Raw genomic sequence first — 23,652 nt, 5'->3', positions numbered from 1 at the left:
GATATTAACAAATGAACACAGAAAAAGAGATATGGAAGCCCGGGACCATGCTTTACCCTCTGCCGGTGGCAATGGTTTCCTGCGGTACAGAAAAAGACGGGTATAACATCATCACGATCTCATGGACCGCAACCATCTGTTCTGAGCCGGCGATGCTTTCCATTTCTGTGCGCCCTATAAGGCATTCCTATGAGATACTTAAAAATAGAAAAGAATTCGTCCTAAACCTTGCAACCGAAAAGCTTGCCTTTGCGGCGGACTTTTGCGGGGTGAAATCCGGCAGGGACCTGGACAAGTTCAAAAGCCTGCGGCTGACAGCATCAGAAGCATCGCAGGTAAAAGCCCCTCTGATAAAGGAAAGCCCTCTTAACATAGAATGCAAAGTAGTTGATATAAAAAGTCTTGGGACCCACGACATGTTCATCTCAAAAGTGCTTGCTGTCCACGCGGACAAAAGATTCCTAGACCGGGCCGGGGCTTTCAGGATGGATAAAGCAGGAGTGATCGCCTATTGCCACGGAAGATATTACGCGCTTGGAAGGCAGGTAGGAAAATTCGGTTTTTCGGTGGCAAAGAAAAAGAAACGCGCCTGATCATTCTTCGCTAAACAATATCTTTCGGGATTTTTTCTTGATAGAAACGATCTTTTTATCTTTCAGCATCTTCTCTTTGGAGCGCCGCGACCTTCTTCTCTTTTGTCTTCTTATCTTTTCAAACTTCTGCTGCTGCGCCGATCGTTTGCCCAGGAGCATATTCTCTATTTTCTGTTGCAAAAGCTTTCTGGCAAGAGCGCGGTTAAGCGCCTGCGACCTTTCTCTTCCGCATTTGACCTCAATACCTGTGGGAATGTGCTTTAGATAGACTGCGGTAGATACTTTGTTCACATTCTGCCCGCCGGGGCCGCTTGAGCGGATGAATTTTTCAATAAGGTCCGATTCTTTGAAGGTGGTCATTGATTTTATAAAAATCTCTCAAACCTTTCTTTTCCTGCCTTGCAGACCGGACAGATCTCCGGGGCGCTTTCTCTTGCGCACAGATAGCCGCATACCTTGCAGCGCAGCACGGGATATTTGAGTTCTCCCGAAAGCGGTTTAATGTCCTGTTTTTTCTGTTCTTTCATTGCTTTTTTCCTCCTGTCCGGTATTGAAGAGGCTTTCTTTTTGCCTTCGTAGATCTCTTTAGAAACATAAAGGGCGCAATAGCAGCAGCCGAACTCGGTCAGGTCGATGTCCCTGTAATCGCACGGACAGATGAGGTCAAGGTCTTTTTCTTTGCTGCCGCTTGCAAGGCGGCAGGGGCAGGCCATATAGCCGTACCTTTTTTCATTCGTCAGGAGCCCATTGGCCAGGATGCCGGTCAATTCCTCATCCGGGTTGATAAAATAACCCCCGGCCTTTGCATCCGTCTTAAGTTTTGAGACCAGGGCCTGCGCGTCCGTCATCCCAGTTTTTCCTTGATCTTTTCTTCGTCAAAACCGAGTATGCAGCTGCTGTTGTCTATGACAAGGGTAGGGAAGGACTCGTCCGGATTCCATTTTAATATCTCTTTTGCCGCCTCTGTACTTTCTTTTTCGTCAAGCTTATCAACATACACATATCTGTACTTGATCCCGAGCGAGTTAAGCAGTTTTTTTGTCTTGAGGCACCAGCCGCAGGTGCTTAGAGCATACAGTGTGACATCCGCTTTTTCTTTGCCTTCAACCACCGTATAATCTATCATGATGTTTTCCCCCTTTTTATTGTCTCCATTATATAACACGCAGGGCTTTATTGAAGCCCTCTCTCCTTTTTGCTATAATCCAGATAAGAGAGTTGAATGAGAGTCGAGGTGTCCTTCGACTCACTTCGTTCGCTCAGGACAAGCGGGAGTAGTTCAGTGGTAGAACGTCTCCTTGCCAAGGAGAAGGTCGAGGGTTCAAGTCCCTTCTCCCGCTTATTGGCTTAAGGCCTAAGGCTGATGGATTATGGCCGGATAAAGAGCAATGTTATCTCGACCTGGGAAGGGTTGTTAAGGGAAACGGGAGTTTCCCTTAAGGGGTGACAGGCCCGAGCTTGCCGAGGGCCGCCAGAGGGGCGGAGCCCCTATGGAGAGCGAAGCGAGGTCGAGGGTTCAAGTCCCTTCTCCCGCTTTTTTTATAAAGGAGAGGCTTTTGAAAATCGTCAAGCAGGAAAAGAACGGCAGCAGGGTATCACTTGAGTTCGAGGTGGATTATAAAGAATATCTGCAGGCGGTTGATAAGGTCTATAAAGAGGCCGCGCGCAGCGTAAAGATACCCGGGTTCAGGCCCGGCAAGGCCCCCAAGTCGATGCTGGAGAAGCAGTTCGACAAGAGCGCGATCAACGACAGGGCCGCGGATTTCATAATGCAGGAAGCATATCCCGCTATCCTCAAGGAAACAGGACTCCGTCCTGTGGATTATCCTTCTTATAAGGTTGTCTCTGTCAAGGACGAAGAGTCCTGTCTTTTAGGTGTTGAAGTGGATGTTGAACCGGAAGTTACACTTGGCAAATACAAAGGGCTTAAGGCGGAAAAGAAAGAAAGAACTATCGAGGAAAAAGACCTTGATGCGTATATCAAGTCCATTCTTGAGCAAAGCGCCCAGCTTAAAGAAGTCGGGGACAGGGCAGCCCGTGAAGGCGACATAGCCGAACTCGACATAGAAGGCTCCTGTGAGGGAAAGCAGGAGGAAGACCTAAGCCAGAGGTCCCTGCCCGTACTTTTGGGCGACAACCGGATAGCACCGGATTTTGACAAGAACATTTACGGAATGGAAATAGGTTCTTCCAAAGAGTTCTCCGTTGACCTGCCGCAGGACTATTTTATTCCCAGGTTCGCCGGCAAGAGGGCGGATTTTAAAGTGTCGCTGAATAAACTCATCGAAAGGAATTTGCCGGACTTTAATGATGAATATGTTTCCAAGATAAGTTCTTTTAAGACCGTGGAAGAGTACCGGGGCGATCTGCGCAGGAGATTTGAAGAGTCCGCAAGACTGGAAGAGGACGCAAGGCTTAAAGACGCTCTGCTCGAGGCTGTTTCCTCGGAAAGCAAAGTCGATATCCCGCGCTCCATCGTGGAGAGGGAGATCGATTCTATGGCGGATGAGACCAGAGCCAATCTGGAAAGGTCAGGTCTGACGCTGGAGGGCTATCTTGCCAGCAGAAAGATCGACATGACAGCTTTCAGGTCCCAGCTTTTTCAGGGGGCTTCCTCAAGGGCCAAAGCCAAATTGGTGCTTCGCGCAATAGCCGGGGCCGAAAGCGTAGAAGTGAGCGAAGAAGAGCTCCAGAAAGAGATAGAAGCCGCGGCTCTGGAATCCGGAGCCCAATTGCAGGACTACAGTTCCAACCCCGCTGTAAGGGACTATATCAAAGACCATTTGCTTAGAAGAAAAGCTATGGACATTATAGTCAGGGATGCTAAGATAAAATAGCCTCGAAAGGAGCAAGTCATGACGGTCCTTCCAATGGTCATAGAACAGACCTCAAAAGGAGAGCGAGCCTACGACATCTATTCCAGGCTTCTAAAGGAAAGGATAATCTTTATCGGGGGCGCCATAGACGATGACATTGCCAACCTGATAATCGCCCAGATACTGTTCCTTCAGGCAGAGGACAGGGACAAAGAGGCTTACATTTACATAAACTCTCCCGGAGGGGTCGTGACGGCAGGGCTGGCGATCTATGACACCATGCAGTATGTGCAGATGCCGATTTCTACCATCTGTGTGGGGCAGGCGGCCAGCATGGGTGCTCTGCTTCTTGCGGCGGGCAACAAAGGCAAAAGGTTTGCCCTTCCCAATTCAAGGGTCCTGATCCATCAGCCGCTTGGAGGCGCCCAGGGGCAGGCAACCGACATCGAGATACAGGCGCAGGAAATAATCAAGATAAAAGGCCTTCTCAATGCTATCCTTGCCAAACATACAGGCCAGAGCATAGAAAAGATAGCAAAAGATACAGACAGGGACTTCTACATGTCCCCGGCAGAAGCGGTCAAGTACGGCCTGATAGACGAAGTCCTTGAAGCGGGCAAAATTAAAAGAACTGCGGATACCGTAAAAGGCAAAAAATAATGGAAAAGGCCGAAAAAACCCCTCCAGCCAAGCCCCCGGTAGAGTGGAAGGACGAACTTCCTCTCATCCCGCTCCGGAACATGGTGGTCTTTCCCCAGATGATAGTCCCTCTCTTTATAGGCCGCAGCAAATCCGTAAAGGCGCTCGAGGACACGATAGAAAAGGAACGCCTTATTGTGTTCGCATCGCAGAGGTCCGAAGATATAGAAGAACCATCCCCGAAGGATATCTGCTCTATAGGTACCCTGGCTGAGGTGGTCCAGATGGTGGCACTTCCCGATGGCACCACAAAAGTGCTTGTTGAGGGGGTCGCAAGAGTAAAGATAGAGGATTTTACGCAGGACGACCCGTACTACAAGGTCAAGATATCGCGCCTGCCCGAAGAAACGGATGTTTCTGTCGAAATAGAAGCGCTGGTCCGGGTGGTGATAAAGAATTTTGAGAACTATGTAAAATTGAACAAGCGTATACCTTCTGAAACCCTGATGTCCATAATCAATGTGGAAAACCCCGGCCGTCTGGCTGACCTGGTGGCATCGTATCTGACCTTAAAGGTGGAAGAAAAGCAGCAGATCCTTGAAGCGGTGCCTGTGATCAAGAGGTTGAAAAAGCTTTCCGAAATGCTCGCAAAAGAGATAGAGGTGCTTGAGGTAGAAAAAAAACTTCAGGGCAAGGTGAAGAAGCAGATAGACAGGGTCCAGAAAGAATATTATCTTAAAGAAAAACTCAAGGCGATCCAGGACGAACTGGGGGTTGAGGACGAGGACGCCTCGCCCGAGATAGGGGAGTACAGGAAAAAGCTGGAGGCCGCAAAACTGCCGGATGAGGTAAAAGAAAAGGCAAAAAAAGAACTCGAGAGGCTTTCCAAGATGCCCTCAATGGTGGCCGAGGCAACCGTCATCCGCACATACCTTGACTGGATAATAGACCTGCCGTGGAAGAAGAAGACAAAAAGCAGGATCGATATCGCTGAAGTTGAAAAGATACTTAACGAAGATCATTTTGGCCTGGACAAGGTAAAAGAGAGGATCCTTGAATATTTTGCCGTGTTGGAGCGTACGGGAAAGATGGCCGGCACCATTCTTTGTCTGGCGGGGCCTCCGGGGGTCGGCAAGACATCAGTGGGAAAATCGATAGCAAGGGCCATAGGGAGAAAGTTCGCCCGCATTTCTTTGGGCGGTGTCAGGGACGAGGCCGAGATAAGGGGCCACCGCAGGACCTATGTGGGTTCCATGCCGGGAAGGATAATCCAGTCCGTTGCAAAGGTAAAGGTAAATAACCCTGTTTTTCTTCTGGACGAAATTGACAAACTGGGCAATGATTTCAGGGGAGACCCTGCCGCAGCGCTACTGGAAGTGCTTGATCCCGAGCAGAACAAAGAGTTTTCTGACCACTATCTTGAAGTGGCCTTTGACCTGTCGGATGTGTTCTTTATTACCACGGCCAACACGATAGAGCCCATCCCCAGGCCGCTGCGCGACAGGATGGAGATAATAGAGATGAGCGGCTATACAGAAGAGGAAAAACTCGGCATAGCCAAGGACCACTTGCTGCCCAAAGCCCTGGGGAAGCACGGTCTTTCTAAAGACCTCATCAGTTTTGAGGACAAGACCCTTCTCAAGATAATACGCGAGTATACAAGGGAGGCCGGTGTCAGGAATCTGGAAAGGACGATCGATACGGTCCTGCGCAAGGCAGCCACCGCAATGGTAAAGAGAAAAAAGGACGAAGCAAAACACATCAAGCCGGAGGACCTAAAAGAATATCTGGGGCCCTCCAGGCATTCCTTCGGCATTGCCGAAGAAAAGGACCAGGTGGGTGCGGTTACCGGGCTGGTGTGGACCGAAGTGGGAGGGGACACGATACCGATAGAGGTCACCGTTATGAACGGCAAGGGCAGCCTGACACTTACGGGAATGCTGGGCGATGTGATGCAGGAGAGCGCAAAGGCCGCGATGAGCTTTGTGCGGTCCAGGGCCAGCGCTCTCGGGCTTGAAGAGAATTTTTACAGAAAAGTTGACATACATGTGCATGTGCCGGAAGGCGCGGTCCCCAAAGACGGTCCGTCCGCCGGCATCACCATGGCAACCGCGCTTACTTCGGCTCTTACCGGGATCCCCGTCAAAAGAGAGGTGGCCATGACCGGGGAGATAACTCTGCGCGGAAGGGTCCTTCCGATAGGAGGGTTAAAAGAAAAACTCCTGGCGGCAAAAAGAGCCGGGATAAAAACGGTGGTTTTTCCTTGCGAGAACACCAAAGACCTTGAAGAGATAAAAAAGCAGTTCAAAGGCGACCTTAAGATGGACTTTGTACCGGCAAAGCACATGGACGATGTTCTCAAAACCGCTTTGACCAAGGTGCCAAAAGGGATACTGGAACACAAGGAGGACCAGGTAAGGAGCGAGCTTAACATCTCCTTTGAAAGCGAAAAAGAAGAAGAAAGGCCGTCAAAGGCAAGAAGGCACGAAATCGACCCCCCTTCGGTCCACGGGCAGATGCTGGCCTGAAAGGCTGTTAAACCGACAGGATCTGTTCGTTTGTTTTAGGGGGCTGGAACAATTCATTTAGTTCTTTGAGTTCAACATCAATCAGCGAGTCGCAGATGGCGACAAGGCTTGCACCATACGGCCTTTTTGCGATCTCTGCCCTCATACTTCTATACAATTCGTTCCTGAATCCAATTTCATACATGCCTATTTTACTTTGAAAAGCTCCGACCTCCTGGACTTTGCCCGCTTCTTCGAAACATAAAGCCAAAAGGTAATTAAGCCGCTGTTTCTGGTCCCTTGACAGTTCTGCAGAACCAAGTTTTGCGGAAATAGCGGACATCAAATCCTCTGGAGAAAGAAAGCTCATCTTATCGGCATCCCATTCCATTGCGCCTATGGCCTCTTTAGTCTGAGGGTCTCTTATACAGTCGCAGAAAAGCTTCTGGGCATAAAGGGACTTTACATCCTCATAAGTCGCGACCATTTCTCTATATTTGTTGTCAGTACTTGACAGTACCCTGCGGGCCCCTTCCTCAAGCTCCTTAAGTTCTATATATGCGGCTTGCACCAGAGACATACCCACTTCTTTGTCCGGCACCGCTTTCAAAGCCTCCAGGCTTTCTTCACAGTGCCTGATGGCGGCCTGTTTTTCTTCTCCGTCCGGCAGAGCGTGAAGCATCTCTATCTGGGTGTCCAGCATCCTCTTATAGGTTATCCTGCCAAGCTCCGGGATCGGCCTGGTATTCTCCAGCATTTTTTTATAGGCGGCCAAAGCTAACGGCTTTTCAGCAAGGTGAGCCTCTATGCCGCTTTTAACATCCAGGCTGACCACATACGCTTTGCTGGATCTAATGTCCTTAAGGCCGTTTAACATGGCGGACGCTTCATCCTGTTCCAAACCTCCTAAAACTGCCAGTCTTCTAGCTTGTTCTCTGCCAAGACGTTTTGTGTCGATCCCCAGTTTGCCAAGAGCTTCCTTGCTATCTTTGTCATCCGTATATGAATATACTAAGGCGGAGATAATGGGTCTGCCCACAGGACCCTGTGCCATTTCCCGCGCCCTGAAACCCTCCTGGAAGGCGAATATCTCTTCAAACAGTTTATCCTTTGAAAGCAATTCGGCCAGAGCGTCTTTATATAGGGGGATGTTTTGTAAGATCTTTTCCATGTCAAAATAGGCCTTTTGCACATCATAGGAAACCAACGCTTTTTCTAAAGGCGTGCCTGCCCCCACGGCCTTATTGATCGCGTCCTCTATCGGCTTCATCAATGCTGCGCGGTCTTCCCTGCTCATACCTGAAAACGTATAATCAAGAAGCTGTGTTCTCTTTTCCGCAACCAGCCCAGCCATTTCGGGACGGGCAAGATGCCTCTGGAATATGTCTTTTACTTGTGGATAGCCCTCAAGTCTTTTAAGCAGCTCTTCTTTCATAAATGCAGACAGTTCTTTAGAAGTCTTGAAGCGGCTGAGATCGGATTCCCTTAGAATATCCCGGGTAATTCTGGCTATAATACGGTAATCTTCAGGAGGGAATCCCTCAAAATATGCGGTCCTGTCGATATCATCCTGAGAAAAATCCGTCACTTTGGGCCTTTGTTCTAAACGCTCAACCGCAGACGGCCCGCTTTCCAAAGGTCTTTCTGAACCCTGAACAGTCCTGGGATCGCGCTCCACAACTTTGAGCCTTGCTGATCCTGCTTTTGACTGTCCGCCGATCTGCAGACCTTGCTCTAATCTCATCGTATTATCCTTCTCCAAGTATATTTTTAGTCCAGACCCCCCTACAAATAATTATCGTTAAATTTGACGCTAAATACCATTTTTGCGGTGAATAATGCCCGGGAGGGTAGCGGTTCATGAAGAAGATGTAGTATATATATCTATGTTATAATTTTTGCATGGCTTATAAAGATACTTTGAACCTTCCCCAGACGGATTTCCCCATCAAGTATGACCATAAGACCAGGGAGCCGGAGATACTTGCCTTATGGGAAGCCCTTCGACTCGCTTGCCTCGATTCCGCTCGGCACAAGCCGCTCGCTCAGGGTAAGGGTCAAGAAGCAAGGAAGAAGTTCATTCTTCATGACGGACCTCCGTACCCCAACGGCGATATTCACCTGGGCCATGCTCTCAACAAGATACTCAAGGACATTGTTGTCAAATACAAGACGATGCGCGGATTTGATTCGCCTTTTGTTCCCGGCTGGGACTGCCACGGGCTTCCGATAGAAACCCAGCTTTTAAAAGAGCTCTCTGTCAGAAGATCGACCCTGTCCACTATAGAGTTCCGCCAGAAGTGCAGGCAGTACGCTCTCAAATATGTAGAGCTCCAGAAAAAGGAGTTCAAAAGGCTGGGGATCCGTGCCGAGTGGAACAACCCTTATCTTACTCTAAACCCCGGATATGAAGCCGGTGTCGTGGAACTATTCGGAAAACTTGCGGACAAAGGCTATATCTACAAAGCGCTTAAACCTATACACTGGTGCCCCAATTGCGAGACTGCTCTGGCAGAAGCCGAAATAGAATATGAGGAGGATGATTCCCACGCGATCTTTGTCAAGTTTGACAAATTCGTGATCTGGACCACGACCCCGTGGACGCTTCCGTCCAATGTGGCCATAGCGGTGCACCCGGAGTACGAATACAGCGAGATCAGGACCGGCGGCAGCAATTTTATAGTGGCATCGCAGCTGCTTGAGTCCGCTGCCAAAAAGATGGGTTGGAGCAGTTATGAAGTTGTCAAAAAGTACAAAGGCTCGGAGTTGGAAGGGATCGTCTGCCGGCATCCGTTCATTGACAGGGATTCAAAAGTGGTCCTTGACCAGTTCGTTACCCTTGAAACAGGCACAGGCTGCGTCCATATAGCTCCAGGGCACGGGGACGAAGACTACAAGGTGGGGCTCAAATACAAACTTCCTATTATTATGCCGGTTGACGAAAAGGGGCGCTTTACCGAAGAAGTCCCTCAATTTACCGGGGTCAGTGTTTGGAAAGCAAACCAGCCGATAATAGACCTGCTTAGTGAAAGAGGCGCTTTGCTTGGGAATGAAACGCTAAAACACCCGTATCCGCACTGCTGGAGATGCAAAAAGCCTGTCATCTTCCGCGCCACCGAACAGTGGTTCATCGCTGTCGACCACGACCGCTTAAGGGACCGCGTGCTTGAGCAGATAAAAAAGATCACCTGGATCCCCGGCTGGGGGCAGAACAGGATAAGGGCAATGGTGGAATCCCGCCCGGATTGGTGTATCTCAAGGCAGAGATCCTGGGGCATTCCGATACCGGCCTTTTATTGCAAGGGCTGCGGCTCCCCGAACTTTAAAGGAGCTTTTAACAAAGCCGCGGCAGAACTGATGAAGAAGCTGGGTAGCGATGCCTGGTTCGATAAAAGCCCCGAAGAGATCCTTCCCAAAGGGACCAAATGCGAAAAATGCGGCGGCCAAGAGTTCACAAAGGAAACCGACATTATGGATGTTTGGCTGGAATCAGGGTCCTCACATTATTCCGTGCTAAAGGGTTCAAAAGAGCTTTCCTGGCCTGCTGACCTGTATCTGGAGGGCTCAGACCAGCACAGAGGCTGGTTCCAGACCTCGATACTTACCTCGGTGGCAGGTTTTAAGGAAGCCGCCTTTAGATCCGTCCTAACCCACGGATTTACGATAGACGAAAAAGGCAAAAAGATGAGCAAATCTCTGGGCAATGTGGTCGACCCCCAAAAAGTGGTAGATGAGTACGGCGCGGATGTTCTGCGCCTGTGGGTGGCCTCGACCGATTTCCGCAATGACATGGCCGTTTCAAAGAACATTCTAAGACAGATAAACGAAGGCTTTAAAAAGATAAGGAACACCTGCAGGTTCCTTTTGAGCAACCTTCCGCCTCATCCGGTATCAGACAAAGTAGAACTGACCCAACTGGACAGATACGCTTTGTTGCGTCTTGCACAGGTCATAAAGAGAGTGGAGAAGGCCTACGAGGAATTTGAGCTCCACATCGTTTACCATACTCTCTATGATTACTGCGTCAGTGACCTGTCGACCTTTTATCTTGACATTGTAAAGGACCGGCTCTATTGCGACAGCAGGGATTCCAAGAGAAGGATCTCCTGTCAGTATGTTATGGAAAAGATCCTGGATTCCATGGTGTCCATGATGTCCCCGATACTTGGTTTTACCGCGCAGGACCTTCTTCTTGCCCGCGGCAAAGACGGCACAGACCAGGTCTTTCCGGAGGTTGAGCCGGGCTGGCTTGATACGGCACTTGAAGAAAGATGGGAAAAGGTTCTTGAGGTGCGTGCAAAGGCTTATAAGGAAGTGGAAGAACTGAGGGCTCAGAAAAAAGTCAGCCAGTTCCTTCAATGCGATATAATGGTAAGCGGAGCGGAAAAAGACCTGCGGCCGCTGAGAGAAGTTGAGATGGAGCTTGCCGACATATTCCTGGTTTCTTCGGTATCGCTTCGGGAGGGAGAAAGCTTTTCTGTGTCTGCGGTCCCGACTCAGAGCAAAAAATGCCAGAGGTGCTGGCGCTATGTAAACGGGGTAGGAGAAGGCGGCATCTGCTTAAGGTGCCAGGAAGCCGTAAAATAAGAGGAGGGAAAATGGCGGATTACAAGATAAAAGACATTGGCCTGGCGGATTTTGGAAGGCGGGAGGTTGAAATAGCAGAGCACGAAATGCCCGGTCTGATGTCTATCCGGCAGGAATACGCGCCCAAAAAACCGCTCAAGGGCGTGCGCATTATGGGTTCGCTGCACATGACCATCCAGACAGCCGTTCTGATAGAGACCCTTACGGCTCTCGGCGCGGATGTAAGATGGGCAAGCTGTAACATCTACTCTACACAGGACCACGCGGCCGCTGTTATAGCAAAGAACGGCGTGCCTGTCTTTGCCTGGAAGGGGGAGACCCTGGAAGACTTCTGGTGGTGTACCGAACAGGCCCTTACTTTTCCCGGGGGCAAGGGGCCGCAGCTTATAGTGGATGACGGCGGAGATGCCAACCTTATGATGCACAAAGGCTATGCCGCAGAAAAAGACCCCTCCATTCTTGATATGCCATCGTCAAGCGAGGATGAGGCAGAGCTGAAAAAAGCGCTGAAACGCATTCAAAGCTCATCTCCCGGTAAATGGTCCGGCGCAGTAAAAGAATGGGTCGGAGTATCCGAGGAAACCACCACAGGAGTACACAGGCTTTATCAGATGCTTGAAAAAGGAGAACTGCTGGTCCCGTCAATAAATGTCAACGATTCGGTGACCAAATCGAAATTCGATAATCTATACGGATGCAGGGAGTCTCTCGGAGACGGCCTAAAGAGGGCTATGGATGTGATGTTTGCCGGAAAGGTGGCTGTTATATGCGGCTACGGGGATGTCGGTAAGGGCTCCTGCCAGTCCCTACGAGGCCTTGGCGCAAGGGTAATAGTGACGGAGATCGATCCTATCTGCGCTCTGCAGGCTGCAATGGAAGGATATGAGGTTACGACGGTGGAAGATACCCTGGGGACAGCGGATATCTATGTTACGGCCACGGGCAACCGCGATGTGATAACCATAGAGCACATGAAAAGAATGAAGGACCAGGCCATCATCTGCAATATCGGGCATTTTGACCACGAGATACAGGTGGCAGAACTGGAAGCATATAAGGGCATCAAGAAGGTCAACATCAAGCCTCAGGTGGACAAATACATTTTTCCTGACGGCAAAGAGCTCTTTCTGCTTGCTGAAGGAAGGTTGGTAAACCTGGGATGCGCCACGGGGCATCCTTCCTTTGTCATGTCCAACTCTTTCACCAACCAGGTGCTGGCGCAGATAGACCTGTGGAAGAACAGGGGTAAATACAAAGTCGGGGTCTACAGGCTTCCAAAAAGGCTTGACGAAGAGGTTGCCCGCCTGCATCTGGAAAAGATCGGCGTAAAAATGACCAGGATGTCCAAGGAACAGGCCGACTACATAGGGGTCCCGGTAGAAGGCCCTTTTAAGCCGGAACACTACAGGTACTGAACATGGAAGACAAAATTATGGATAGGGTGGCAAGACAGTTGGAAAAAGCTAATTTTGCCGGATATGTTGAACTTCTTAACCGGCCTTGGAAGCTTTTCTGGATGAATTTTCTTGCCGGGACCGCCAGAGGTCTTGGAACAGCGGTGGGAATGACCGCTGTTTTCGCTCTTGTGGTTTTTATACTGATAAACCTTTTAAAATCATTCGTTCAGGTCCCAATACTCGGCGCCTACATAGCTCAGCTGGTTGAATTTGTCAATGCCGCGGTCAATAGATGATGAGGCCGTATTATCTTATTGCGGCGCTGGCGATCCTTGCCGATCAGACCGCAAAAGCCCTTGTTCTGGCACTAATGAAGCCCGGCCAGAGCTTTCCCCTTGTGCAAAATATTCTTCATCTCACCTATGTAAGGAATACGGGAGCTGCTTTCGGGATGTTCCAGGGAAGCAATGCTCTGCTGATAGGGGCAGCGGCTTTAGCGGCGCTGTTCCTCCTGTATGCGATGAGGCGGATTCCTCAGGAAAAGGTCTATTACAGGGTTGGACTTATCCTTGTGCTCTCCGGGAGCGCGGGCAATATTATTGACAGGGTCTTCAGGGGATTTGTGGTTGACATGATAGATTTCAGGTTCTTTCCTGTTTTCAATCTTGCGGATGTCTGTATAAATCTGGGCGTGGCCACGATAGTCGCGGCTTATATCATAGGAAAGAGCATGCAAAAACATGCGCGGGTAAGTCAGTAATGCATCCGGTTCTTTTTGCTGTTGGCCCGGTTATGGTGTATTCCTGGGGTTTTATGGTGGCTATTGCATTTGCCGCGGGGATCCTTGTAGCCTTGCAGCGCGCCAAAAAAGAAGGCATATCAGTTGATACCGTTCTGGACATCTGTGTTCAAGTGATGCTGGCAAGCATTATCGGAGCAAGGCTTTTTTATGTGATCGGATTTCCGGATGAGTTTACGAGCGCCCCTCTGAGGGTCCTGGCCTTCTGGGAAGGAGGAATGGTGTTTTACGGCGGTCTGATCTTTGCCGCAGCAGCGCTTTTTTATTCTGCGAACAAGCACCGGCTTTCCGCGCTTAAGTGTCTTGACATAGCTTCGTTATCGGCCGCCATAGGATATTCCATAGGCAGGATAGGGTGCTTTTTGAGGGGCTGTTGTTCGGGGGTTGAATGCAGCCTTCCTTGGGCTGTGCGCTTTCCGGGTGAGGAGCTCTTTGTCCATCCCACTCAGTTGTATTCCTCTTTAGCCGGTCTTGTGCTGTTCCTTGTCCTGATATCAATATATGACAGAAAAAAATACGATGGGCAGGTACTGATATGGGGAGCCGGACTTTATTGTGTTTATCGTTTCCTTAATGAATTTGTCAGGGATTATTCAAACCATTATCTTGGTCTTACCGCTTCCCAGTGGATATCGATAGCGGTCTTTGCTGCAGTAATTATTGCCGCGCCGACGGTCAAAAAAATGAGCGCTCTTAAAAGATCAAAAAAGTAAAGCGCTGCCAGGGCCGCCGTGCCGTGATGTTTTTTAAAATAGAGGTTCCTGCTGCGGCTCCAGTGCCTGCCAAGGTTAAGGACCCCCCATTTTTTTATTGAGCTTCCCCCGTGGTGGATCACCTGCGCCTCCGGGGTAAAGAATATTTTTAGTCCCGCCTTTTTTATCCTGTAACAGAGATCGACTTCGTCAAAGAACATGAAGCTGCGCTCGTCAAAGGTGCCTACCTGCTCAAGGACATTCTTTCTGACCATAAGACAGGCGCCCATGGGCTGGTCCACTTCCGAGGACCTGTCATAATCCAGGTCTGTCATCAGATATTTTTTTGTGTAAGGGTTGCCTCTCCAGAGCTGTTCGATGAACAGCTGTCTCATTGCCATAGCCCCCAGGGTGGGGAACCCCATGCAGGACCGCTGCAGGCTTTTGTCCGGGTTAAGGAGCTTTGGGGCTACGGCCGCAGCTTTGCTTTGGCCGTCCAGGAACGAGACCAGTTCGTCCAGCGCTCCGGGTGCTGCCTCTGTGTCCGGATTAAGAAAAAGAACATATTCTCCGCAGCTTTCTTTTATTGCCTGATTGTTGGCTGCAGAAAACCCGAGGTTCTTTGTGTTTTGTATCAGTTTTGCCTCAGGGAACAGGCCGACGACATCGGGTGACATATCTTTAGAGGCGTTGTCCACTACAATGATCTCAAAAGCGCATTTAGGAGGATGTTTTTTTATGGATACAAGGCATTTTTCGAGCAATTCGGCAACATTCCAGCTTACTATGCAGATAGATAATTTCATGCTTCAGGGGTTCTTTTTAAAGCAAGCGCCTTTTTTACTCCGCTCCAGTACCAGTATTTGCCGGACAAACCCACAACAAAAGCAAGCAGCCTGTAGTTCTTATTATCCTCCAGTCCCTTCATTAGACCGTAAAGCCTTTTGCTGCCTGCCGCTCTGACAAAAAAGGAGAGAATCCCGTGAATGGCCATAGGGAGCCAGAAGGACTCCGTTGAGATCTTTACCTCAAGACAGGGGTGCTTTCTGTAATAGATCATAGCGTTGCCGCCCATGTTGAGCGATTTTTCTTTTACCTTTCCAATGTCCCTGACAAAGAACTCGTGCTTAAAGTGATATCCAAAGGCGTTTTTGTTGTTGACCTGTTTAACTTTCATCTTTCGCAGCCTAAAGCCGAACTCCACATCCTCCCAGCAGAGATGCCTGAAGTCTTCGTCAAACAATCCGGCTTTTATGAGAATATCCTTTTTTACGGATAGGTTCCAGGTGGTAAAATACCCGAAAGAGATATTGCTGTAGCCTCCGGAATAGCCCTTGTGTTCCTGTTTTAGGTCTTCAAGGCTGGAGGTGTTGATAACGCGGCCCTGGACGATGAGGCCTTGTTGGGGCGAATGATTTTCCGCCCTTACATGCGACATCATATGTTCCTCTATCAAACGGCGGTCCGCGATCACATCATTATTGAGCAATAGGATATATTTTCCAGATGCCTTGTTGATCCCCAGGTTATTGGCGGCGGCAGGGCCTTTTTTATCGCTTGCTTGGCGGAGATAGGTGATGTTGGGACCGGTTTCAAACCGGTCCTTACCCCTGCCAGCGCGCAGATCCTCTACCATCCTCTTTATATCTTCACTGGACCCGTCATCCACTACTATGATCTCGTATTTGTCTTTTGGATATGTCTGGTCCAGCAAAGCCTCCAGAGTTCTCTTAAGGATGTCTTTTCTGTTAAATGTGGGTATTACAACGCTGATATCTGTCATTTGGAAGATCCAGTAATGGTATAATTATAGCACGGAGCCCTAAAACAGGGTCATTATGAAGATACTTGAAGTCAAAAGCCTGGCAATAGAAGATGTAAAGGTGATCAAATTCGCGCGTTTTACAGATCACCGCGGTTATTTTGCCGAGATCTTTAATGCAAATGATATTAAGAACGATCCAAAACTGAGCTTTTTTAAGGATGTGCAGTTTTTGCAGGCCAATGAGAGCTTTTCCCGCAAGAACACTATAAGAGGGCTCCACTTCCAGTGGAATCCGTACATGGGAAAACTGGTGCGCACCGTAAGGGGCAGGATGATAGATCTGGTTTTGGACATCAGGAAGGCGTCAAAGACTTTCGGCAAGATAATAGCCTATGACATACCTTCTCAACCGGAGGATCCCTGCGCAGAATGGATCTGGGTCCCTGTAGGGTTTGCCCACGGGAATGTATTTCCCGAAGACTCTCAGATAGAATATCAATGTTCCGGGACCTGGAGCCCGGGCTGTGAAGCGGGGATCTCGCCGTTTGCCCCGGACATTGACTGGTCTTTGTGCGATCCCGCCCTTAAAGAGGTCTTTGATACCGCGGCAAGAACTGCTCTTGTAACGGAAAAAGATAAGAACGGGCACACTATCTCCTCCTGGCTCAACAACCCCGACAGCAGGAATTTTGAGATAAAGAAGATCTGATCGGCGGCAGCACTAACTTTTCAGCAGGTCTTTAACTATGCTCTCTATGGACGGGAATGAGGTCTCAAGGCCAAAGGATGAGGGCTCCACTGTCCGGTAATTCTGATGATAGGTCTTTAAGCAGTGCCTGTCCCAGGGGGCAAGCCTGCCGCCAAAGACAGCGTCTAGTACTTTTGCAATTCCTGATCCCAGCTTTATCCGAAACGGAGGCCTGAACCCTGAGGCGGCGGCAAAGCCTTCCAAAAGCTTTCCGACGGTGATTTCTTTTGTTCCCAGGACGAACTCATTTTCTCCGGTCTCGTTGAACAGAAGATGTTGTGTTACCCCGGCTATATCTTTTGCGTGGATAAAGTGGAACCTAAGGTCAAGGTCAAAAAAGGACAGCAGTTTTAGCCAAGTCATGGAGTTCCTAAGAGCAAGATAAGCGTGTGAATAGGGGTGTAAATGGTCCCCTCCGAGCACCCAGGTAGGATATAGAGTGATGATCTTTTCTCTGAGCGGAGAACAACTAAGCTCTTCGTGCATCTTATACTTGCCTCTTATGTATGGCGTGCCGCATAAAAGAGCCTCCTTGTCCGGCCTGTTGTCCCGGCCCAGGATGCTGGCTGTCGAAAAATATATTATCTTTTTAACCTTTGAGGGATCAAGATATCCTAAAAGCGCTTTTGTCTGATCGTAATTGCCCAGCTCTGTGCCCCAGTCGGCAAGAAGGTGAACGACAAGGTCGGCTTCTTTTAGTTTGGAAGCGTATTTTTCTATGTTCTTAAGGTCGTCTTGTATCACATCTATGCCGTTGAGGCTGTATTTGACCTTTTGAGGGCTTCGCAGCAGAAAAGTCAGGTCAAGGTCGCCCCTTTTGGCAAATTCGTCAAAAAGGTAGTGCCCCACGCATCCCCCCATGCCGGTGGCGAACAGCTTTTTTTTCACTTAAGCATCCTTTCAAACTCCAGTGTCCATTCTTTTGCAATAAGCTCCCAGGAATAATTGTCGCGGATATACTCTTTTGCTGATACCCTCATTCCGGATAGTCTTTCGGGGTCCTTGAGCAATTCAACCGTCTCGGCGACGAACCTGTCTTTGAAAGCCGCACTGTAAGGATCGCCCTCGATAAGAAGGCCGGTCCTCTTATCAACAATGCTTTCGGCAAGCGCGCCTCTTTTTGAAGCGATCACCGGGCAGAGCGCGGCTTGTGCCTCAAGCGCGGCAATGCATGAAGTTTCCGCAAAGAAACCCGCTCGGGGTACGGGATGGCTGGGGTATAACATCAATGATGACTTGAGCAGGTCCTTTGCAAGGTCCGAGTGCTTCTTTGTTCCTTCCCTAACGACTCCCGGCTGGTTTGTCCTGTCATACAGTGTCTGAGCCAGTTTCTTATCCTCTTCTTTTAGCATTCCAAGGTCCCAGCCGCAGTAGACATGCAGGGTGGCTTCGGGAACGCTTTTCCTTATCCTCGGAAAAATGTCAAGAAGGATATCGAGCCCCCTTGCGGGGACGGAGGTGTAGACTAAACGGTTTGGATCCCGTCCCGACTCTAAAGAGTCGGCTCCGGGAATAATTGGAGCCGAACCTTCAGGTTCGGGGTTGTTAAAGTATGGCAAATATACCCCGTTCTTTGTGACATAGATCTTGCTGTCGTCAAGTCCCAGAAGGTCCGTGCAGAGCTGTTCCAGCCACTTGCTTACAACGAACAGCCTGTCGCAGAAGCGGTCCGTCAAAAAACCGGCCAACTTAAGGAAGGCTTTTCCCAAAGGAGCGCGAAGGTCGCTGTAATTCCAGACATTGGAAAAATCATCATGTCCCCACCAGATCCTCTTTTTTGCTTTTATAGGGAAAAGGAAGGCCGGAAGATCGCGGAAGGAAATGAAGATATCGTATTCCTTCTCTTTTGAGCGTCTAACAAGGTCCGCAAGCGTGGTGAACTGTTCGTATCTTACCCCTTCGTAAATGCCTGCTTCTTTGCCGCAGTTGTTAAAGATCTCTATTTCGTGCCCAAGCGCCGCCAGTTCCCTGCAGAGATAAAAAAGGGCGGATTCGCTGCCGCCTATTGGTTTTACATTAACGGTGTTGCCGGAAAAAGCCGATGTCATCCTGGCAAGTATCAGCAGTTTCACCTTTCTAAGACCTCCCTGTACAATTGTAAGGTTTTTGACGCCATTTTTGTGACAGAGAACTCTTTTGCGCGCAAAAGCCCTTTTTGGGAAAGAGAGGTCCTCAATTTTTCATCCGACATAAGGGCCCGGATGGCATCTGCAAGCTTTTCAGGGTCGTTTGCCGGCACAGACACACAGCAGTCCAGCGCCGTTTCTTCTGCGGCAGTGTCCCGTGATGCAACGACCGGGCAGCCGCAGGAAAGGGCCTCCAGCACAGGCAGGGCAAAACCGGCATCAACGGCCGGGCAGACAAGAAAGTCGGCTCCGGAAAGCAGCGCCGGCAGTTCTTTTCTTTTGACCTGTTTAAGCTGTTTTACCGTTCTTTCGATCCCCAGCAATGATAGCGACCGTGAAAGGCTTTCCATAAGATAGCCCGTCTCTCCCGCAAGGACCAGCAGGGGAGGGGACTCATATTTTAGAGCGCTGTAGGCTTCCAGCAGCCTCTTTATGTTGTTCTTTTCGTCAAGGTCGCCGCAAAACAGGATGTATCTTCCGGCGATAGAATACCTGGCCTTGATGAGCGAGATCTCGTAGGAATTAGCCGGAGCAAAATAAGGCTCGATCCCCTGTTCGATCAGCCTTATCTTTGAATGGGGCTCGTTGAATTCCTGCTGGAGGATCTGCCTGTCTCTTTCTGAACTTACTATTACAGCGTCTTGAAGTGGGAGCAACGCCATTAGATGTGCGCGCTTTATGCTTCTTAAATGTTCATCTGTCAGGCCTTCCGAGGATAGAACCGTCAAGCCTCTCAGGGTGGAGATGCGCTTTATTGGTTTAGTGCTGTTCATGGCAAAGGACATCGAGGCGTCGTGATAGAGATCAAGGCCCCCCGGCAAAAATGTTCTTTTGGGCTTAATGTTATGCTGTTTCAGCTTGAGCAGGCTTTTCCTGAAGAGGCAGGATAGCGGATAGCGGACATAGAAAAGATCTTTTTTTTCAAGAAAGCCCAGACCCTCGATCAGATTTTTAGTATACTGCCCGGCTTCAGAGCTTTTTTCCAGCAGAGAAGACCCTTCTATCAGAGCTTTTATGTTCGTCTTATTTTTCATCCGGAAAATAACTTTCCTTATGGATGGAAGAAAACACCTCCATCGCCTCTTTGGCGGCTTGTTCGGGCGAAAAAGCCCTGGCCCTTTCCAGCGAAAGCGCCTGCAGTTTTAGCCTTAGTTGCCCGTCCCTGCAGATCTTTTTTATTGCCGCTGCCAGCGAGGACTTTGATGAATTCTCGGCCAGAAGGCAGGAGCCTCCCAGTATTTCCCCGAAAGAGGAATTGTCATACGCGACCGAAGGAGTTCCGCAGCACATTGCTTCAAAAGCCCCCCAGGGAAAGCCTTCATAACTGGAAGCCGTCACATAGGCGATCGCGCCTGAATACAGGGCGGCCAACTCTGTCCTGTTCTTAAAGCCGGTAAAGATAAGCCTGGCGCCGGCAAGCAGGCGTTTTAGTTCTTCGTCCACTTCTGCCGAAACGACCAGACGAGGCAGATCGGGAAAAAGCTTCAGTATTTCTGCCAGGTCGTTCAAATTCTTCTTTTTTGACGACCCGCCCGCAAAGATAAGGTACGCTCCGCTGATCCCGTTCTCTTTTTTTGTTCTTTCGATCAGGTCCCTGTCATAAACAGGGGCCATTTTGCCGTCCGCAGCGGCAGGTATCTTGGCTATCCTTGAGGGAGCAACTCCAAGGAGCCTTGAGATGTGGTTAGCGCAAAAAGAAGAATAGGTGAGGATCCGGTTGGATTTTTTTACGGCGGTCTTCTGGATGGACCATCTGATGCGGTTCTCTAAGCCTCTTATTCCGTGCTCCGGAAAGATCATGTGGTCGAGGTCAGGTATAAGGACCGCGGTCTTGCACGGTTGTCTCAAGGTAAGACGGGGCCCGGGACAGAGCAGTATGTCTGTCCGTTCTTCCGCCAGTTTGAAGGCAAGTCCGGCCTCTTTTCTCAGCCAGGGGAAATCGCTTTTTGCCTCTCTGTCCGGTTCAAATAAGGCGCCCGGAAGGGTCTCTATCTTTTTTCTGTTCTTCCTTCCCTGAACGAACACTGACTGATGAACTTTTGGATAGCAGCCTGTCAGAGCAAGGATCAGAGCCGATCCGCTATATTCCAACGGGTCCAGAAGGTCATATGCCAGCCTCATTTGGGACGGGCCCCGGCAAGAGATAGTATGCTTTCGGCAATTCTTTTGCTGGAGCCTCTTCCGCTGACCCTTGACCTTCCAACCTCAGACATTCTTTGATGACGCTTTGTGTCGGTCAGTATGGACAATACCTCGCCGGCTACCGCAGAAGGGTCCCTTTTTACTACCGACAGGGCTTCTCCCAGCAGCTGGGTCTGCCTTTTGGCAAAGGAAGCCGTGTATTGAACGCCTCTTCCGGCAAAAGCCACAATAGGCTTTCCCATTCCGGCCGCCTGTTCGCTGGCGGTGCCGGCAAGGCCTATTATTATGTCCGAGCGGTTAAGAATATCGCCGAATTTTGGTGTACAGATCAGTTTAAGTCCCGGTCCTTCAACTCCCTCGACTGCGCTTGGGACAAGTCTGCTCAGGGCCGTCTTTAGCTCGGTCATGTCAAGGGTTGGGGCAACTGATACTAAATATGCGATCTTGATGTTTTGTCGTTCTGCGAGCTTGTCCAATTCTTTTGCCGCGGCCAGTATGTCTTCGAGGTTCAATTTAGCGTCCTGTCTGCTGCCCGGCAGTATTCCCACAATGCGGGTTTCTTTGTCCAGGCCAAAATCCTCACCTGTCACTTCGAAGCAATCCATCATGGGATTTCCAAGATAAGCGGACCTTATGCCTGCTTTTGCAAAATTATCAGCAGTTTTCTGGTCTCTAAGGTAGCTCATAAGACAGTATCTCTTTAGAATGAATTTTTCCCAGGGAGTATAGCTGTAATCATAATGATCGGATTTGGCGCTGCCCATGAACGTAAAGGAAAGACCGGAAAACAGCGCTCCGATGACGGGAACGATATCCCCAACGCAGACCGCAAGGTCAAATTCCGCCTTCTGCTGCCTAAGGACGCGTATCTGGTCCAGAGTGTTCTTGCCAAGTCCTGAAGCTATATCCCTGATCATATTTGAAAAACTCTGGTAAATAAAACCTCCGCTTGGCAGGGATTTTCTTGGGCCAAGTATGCGGATCCCCAGTTCTTCGTAGGGAAGCCCCGCGCCCACTATAGGCAGCGCCGCGATCTCTTGCTGCGGCATTTCCTTTATCAGCCTTGCGGCTATAAGGTCCTCGCCGTGCCCGTTGGAAAGAAATAGTATTTTCATTGTTGACTGCTGAACTGCAACTCGTAGAGGTTCTTATAGAAGCCGCCGCCTGCCATCAGGCTTTCGTGTGTGCCGTCCTCGATAACGGAACCTTCTTTGAGCACGATGATCCTGTCCGCGTTCTGTATGGTCGATAGCCTGTGCGCTATGATGAAAGTCGTCCTGCCTTTCATAAGGCGGGACATCGCGTCCTGAATAAGGCGCTCGGATTCCGTGTCCAGGGAGGAAGTCGCTTCGTCAAGTATAAGGATCCTTGGGTCGCGCAGTATGGCTCTGGCGATCGCTATCCTCTGCCTTTGCCCTCCCGAAAGGGCCATGCCTCTTTCCCCCACATGAGAATCATAGCCGTCCTTGAGCGCCATAATAAAATCATGGGCATTGGCCGCCTTTGCCGCGCTGATCACAGCTTCAAGCTTTGCGCCGGGCGTCCCGTAAATTATGTTCTCCTTTATCGTTGCTGTAAAAAGAAGCGTTTCCTGAGGGACCACGGCCATCTGATCGCGAAGCGAGGCCAGTTTGACCGTCTTTATATCGATCCCGTCCACCATCACTGTGCCAGATAAAGGATCATAGAATCTCAGCACCAGGTTGACAAAACTGGTCTTACCGGAACCGGAAGGCCCCACTATCGCAAGGCTGGAGCCCGCTTTGACGCCCAGATCAATGTTCTTGAGCACTTCGGGCCCTTTATCATAGCAAAAACTTACATTCTTGAACTCCACATCTCCCGTTATCCTGCCCATGTCCTTTGCGTTTTTGGCATCTTTTATTTCCGGCACTATGTCTATGAGTTCAAATACTCTTTCGGCAGATGCCAGAGCTCTCTGCATGGTGATATTGATCTTTGAGATGACAATGACGGGGTCTATCAAAAGGACGGCGCCGGCAAAAAACGCTATCAGGTCCTGAGAGGCCATTGTTCCGGCCACCACCTGAAAACAGCCGTACCAGATGACCGCTACAACCGCAAGCACCTGCAGAAAAGCGATAAGAGGTTTTTGAGTGGCGTCTATCTGGGCCTCTTTCATGGACCAGCCAAAGCTGTGTTCGCTCTCGCGGGCAAAGCGCCTTACCTCGTGCTTTTCCATGGTGAACGATTTGACGATCCTTGCTCCCGAGATGGTCTCCTGCAGAATGGAAGAAATGTCGGCTATCTTCTTCTGGGCGTTGCGTCCTATCTCCCTCATCTGCTGACCGAACTTTGAGATGGTAAGCACAAAGACCGGCACGGTCAGCAGGGCCATGAGAGTAAGCTGCCAGTTAAGATAAAAGAGATAGCTCAGGACCCCGACGAGCGTCAAAAGCTGCGGCAGGATCTCGGTGGCGCTGACCACGATGGCGTTCTGTATCATGGAGATGTCGTTTATCACCCTGGACATCACCTCCCCGGTCTTCCACCTGCTGTAAAAGCTCAGCGACAGGTCCTGCAGATGGCCAAAGATCTTGACCCGCAGGTCGGTTACCACCCTCTGGCCGATAAAAGAGGACAGATACGCCTGCCCGTACTGGAAGATGCCCTTTACAAAAAATACAAGGACCACTGCGCCTATGAGAGAGTTCAAAAAAGGGAAGTTCCTGTCGGAGACCGCTTTGGAGACCTGGCTTACCAGGGGGATGACGGCCATGTTGCAAAGGGAAAAGAAGATCATGCAGATAAAGGCAAGGAACAGCTGTCCCGTGTACGGCCGGACATATGAAAGAAGGCGGGCCAAGAGTTTCATATGCG

The 23,652-nt window shown here is 49.8% G+C and carries 22 protein-coding genes and 1 tRNA gene; 11 read left to right on the top strand and 12 right to left on the bottom strand.

What is annotated here, in order from left to right; all coding sequences use genetic code 11:
- The first annotated feature begins 11 nt into the window (after positions 1 to 11).
- Positions 12 to 593 (top strand): flavin reductase family protein, encoded by a 582-nt coding sequence (locus WC490_00795; protein MFA5097154.1) that lies wholly within the window; start codon positions 12 to 14, stop codon positions 591 to 593.
- Here WC490_00795 and WC490_00790 read toward each other — a convergent pair whose 3' ends face one another.
- The 3 genes from WC490_00790 to WC490_00780 are packed head-to-tail and all read right to left on the bottom strand — an operon-like array spanning position 594 to position 1,719.
- On the bottom strand, positions 594 to 953 hold the full coding sequence (locus tag WC490_00790; GenBank protein MFA5097153.1) for a peptide chain release factor-like protein: 360 nt from the start codon (positions 951 to 953) through the stop codon (positions 594 to 596).
- Between the two features lie 5 nt (positions 954 to 958).
- The gene (locus WC490_00785; GenBank protein MFA5097152.1) at positions 959 to 1,441 is read right to left on the bottom strand and encodes a ferredoxin-thioredoxin reductase catalytic domain-containing protein; all 483 of its coding nucleotides are present in this window, start codon (positions 1,439 to 1,441) and stop codon (positions 959 to 961) included.
- The gene (locus WC490_00780) at positions 1,438 to 1,719 is read right to left on the bottom strand and encodes a glutaredoxin family protein (GenBank protein ID MFA5097151.1); all 282 of its coding nucleotides are present in this window, start codon (positions 1,717 to 1,719) and stop codon (positions 1,438 to 1,440) included. Before WC490_00780 ends, WC490_00785 begins: the two co-directional genes overlap by 4 nt.
- A gap of 142 nt (positions 1,720 to 1,861) precedes the next feature.
- Here WC490_00780 and WC490_00775 point away from each other — a divergent pair.
- The 4 genes from WC490_00775 to lon all read left to right on the top strand — a co-directional run bounded on the left by WC490_00775 (position 1,862) and on the right by lon (position 6,576).
- A tRNA-Gly gene (locus WC490_00775) sits at positions 1,862 to 1,933 on the top strand.
- 216 nt (positions 1,934 to 2,149) lie between these two features.
- On the top strand, positions 2,150 to 3,430 hold the full coding sequence (gene tig, locus WC490_00770; GenBank protein ID MFA5097150.1) for a trigger factor: 1,281 nt from the start codon (positions 2,150 to 2,152) through the stop codon (positions 3,428 to 3,430).
- A gap of 18 nt (positions 3,431 to 3,448) precedes the next feature.
- On the top strand, positions 3,449 to 4,069 hold the full coding sequence (gene clpP / locus WC490_00765) for an ATP-dependent Clp endopeptidase proteolytic subunit ClpP (protein ID MFA5097149.1): 621 nt from the start codon (positions 3,449 to 3,451) through the stop codon (positions 4,067 to 4,069).
- Positions 4,069 to 6,576 carry an endopeptidase La gene (gene lon, locus WC490_00760; protein MFA5097148.1) on the top strand — a complete coding sequence of 836 codons (2,508 nt, stop codon included), beginning with the start codon at positions 4,069 to 4,071 and terminating at the stop codon, positions 6,574 to 6,576. Before clpP ends, lon begins: the two co-directional genes overlap by 1 nt.
- 7 nt (positions 6,577 to 6,583) lie before the next feature.
- Here lon and WC490_00755 read toward each other — a convergent pair whose 3' ends face one another.
- Positions 6,584 to 8,299: a hypothetical protein gene (locus WC490_00755; protein ID MFA5097147.1), complete on the bottom strand. Its 1,716-nt coding sequence runs from the start codon at positions 8,297 to 8,299 to the stop codon at positions 6,584 to 6,586.
- Between the two features lie 158 nt (positions 8,300 to 8,457).
- On the opposite strand from WC490_00755, the gene ileS reads away from it, so the two are divergent.
- From ileS to WC490_00730, 5 genes are read left to right on the top strand one after another with little or no spacing between them, the layout of a single operon-like run.
- Entirely contained in the window at positions 8,458 to 11,142 is a 2,685-nt protein-coding gene (ileS, locus tag WC490_00750; protein ID MFA5097146.1) for an isoleucine--tRNA ligase, read from the top strand.
- A gap of 11 nt (positions 11,143 to 11,153) precedes the next feature.
- Positions 11,154 to 12,557 carry an adenosylhomocysteinase gene (ahcY, locus tag WC490_00745; GenBank protein ID MFA5097145.1) on the top strand — a complete coding sequence of 468 codons (1,404 nt, stop codon included), beginning with the start codon at positions 11,154 to 11,156 and terminating at the stop codon, positions 12,555 to 12,557.
- 2 nt (positions 12,558 to 12,559) lie between these two features.
- Positions 12,560 to 12,835 carry a DUF5665 domain-containing protein gene (locus WC490_00740; GenBank protein ID MFA5097144.1) on the top strand — a complete coding sequence of 92 codons (276 nt, stop codon included), beginning with the start codon at positions 12,560 to 12,562 and terminating at the stop codon, positions 12,833 to 12,835.
- Entirely contained in the window at positions 12,832 to 13,299 is a 468-nt protein-coding gene (lspA, locus tag WC490_00735) for a signal peptidase II (protein MFA5097143.1), read from the top strand. Before WC490_00740 ends, lspA begins: the two co-directional genes overlap by 4 nt.
- Positions 13,299 to 14,051 (top strand): prolipoprotein diacylglyceryl transferase, encoded by a 753-nt coding sequence (locus WC490_00730; protein MFA5097142.1) that lies wholly within the window; start codon positions 13,299 to 13,301, stop codon positions 14,049 to 14,051. Before lspA ends, WC490_00730 begins: the two co-directional genes overlap by 1 nt.
- On the opposite strand, the gene WC490_00725 is transcribed toward WC490_00730, so the two are convergent.
- Together WC490_00725 and WC490_00720 are read right to left on the bottom strand one after the other, a co-directional pair.
- Entirely contained in the window at positions 13,940 to 14,836 is an 897-nt protein-coding gene (locus tag WC490_00725; GenBank protein MFA5097141.1) for a glycosyltransferase family 2 protein, read from the bottom strand. The genes WC490_00730 and WC490_00725 overlap by 112 nt on opposite strands.
- A complete protein-coding gene (locus WC490_00720; GenBank protein ID MFA5097140.1) occupies positions 14,833 to 15,813 on the bottom strand; it encodes a glycosyltransferase in 981 nt (326 codons plus the stop codon). The genes WC490_00725 and WC490_00720 overlap by 4 nt, the downstream gene beginning before the upstream one ends.
- 55 nt (positions 15,814 to 15,868) lie before the next feature.
- On the opposite strand from WC490_00720, the gene WC490_00715 reads away from it, so the two are divergent.
- Entirely contained in the window at positions 15,869 to 16,504 is a 636-nt protein-coding gene (locus WC490_00715) for a dTDP-4-dehydrorhamnose 3,5-epimerase family protein (protein ID MFA5097139.1), read from the top strand.
- Positions 16,505 to 16,516: 12 nt separating this feature from the next.
- On the opposite strand, the gene WC490_00710 is transcribed toward WC490_00715, so the two are convergent.
- The 6 genes from WC490_00710 to WC490_00685 are packed head-to-tail and all read right to left on the bottom strand — an operon-like array spanning position 16,517 to position 23,647.
- Complete coding sequence (locus WC490_00710; GenBank protein ID MFA5097138.1) at positions 16,517 to 17,431, bottom strand: NAD(P)-dependent oxidoreductase; 915 nt, start codon at positions 17,429 to 17,431, stop codon at positions 16,517 to 16,519.
- Entirely contained in the window at positions 17,428 to 18,615 is a 1,188-nt protein-coding gene (locus tag WC490_00705; GenBank protein MFA5097137.1) for a glycosyltransferase family 4 protein, read from the bottom strand. The genes WC490_00710 and WC490_00705 overlap by 4 nt, the downstream gene beginning before the upstream one ends.
- On the bottom strand, positions 18,612 to 19,703 hold the full coding sequence (locus WC490_00700; GenBank protein MFA5097136.1) for a glycosyltransferase family 1 protein: 1,092 nt from the start codon (positions 19,701 to 19,703) through the stop codon (positions 18,612 to 18,614). Before WC490_00700 ends, WC490_00705 begins: the two co-directional genes overlap by 4 nt.
- Entirely contained in the window at positions 19,693 to 20,790 is a 1,098-nt protein-coding gene (locus WC490_00695; protein MFA5097135.1) for a glycosyltransferase family 1 protein, read from the bottom strand. Before WC490_00695 ends, WC490_00700 begins: the two co-directional genes overlap by 11 nt.
- On the bottom strand, positions 20,787 to 21,926 hold the full coding sequence (locus WC490_00690) for a lipid-A-disaccharide synthase-related protein (GenBank protein ID MFA5097134.1): 1,140 nt from the start codon (positions 21,924 to 21,926) through the stop codon (positions 20,787 to 20,789). The genes WC490_00695 and WC490_00690 overlap by 4 nt, the downstream gene beginning before the upstream one ends.
- The gene (locus WC490_00685) at positions 21,923 to 23,647 is read right to left on the bottom strand and encodes an ABC transporter ATP-binding protein (protein MFA5097133.1); all 1,725 of its coding nucleotides are present in this window, start codon (positions 23,645 to 23,647) and stop codon (positions 21,923 to 21,925) included. Before WC490_00685 ends, WC490_00690 begins: the two co-directional genes overlap by 4 nt.
- Positions 23,648 to 23,652 lie beyond the last annotated feature (5 nt).

The organism is Candidatus Margulisiibacteriota bacterium (assembly GCA_041650635.1).
Lineage (GTDB): Bacteria > Margulisbacteria > WOR-1 > JAKLHX01 > JBAZKV01 > JBAZKV01.
This window is presented reverse-complemented; position numbering and strand designations above follow the sequence as displayed.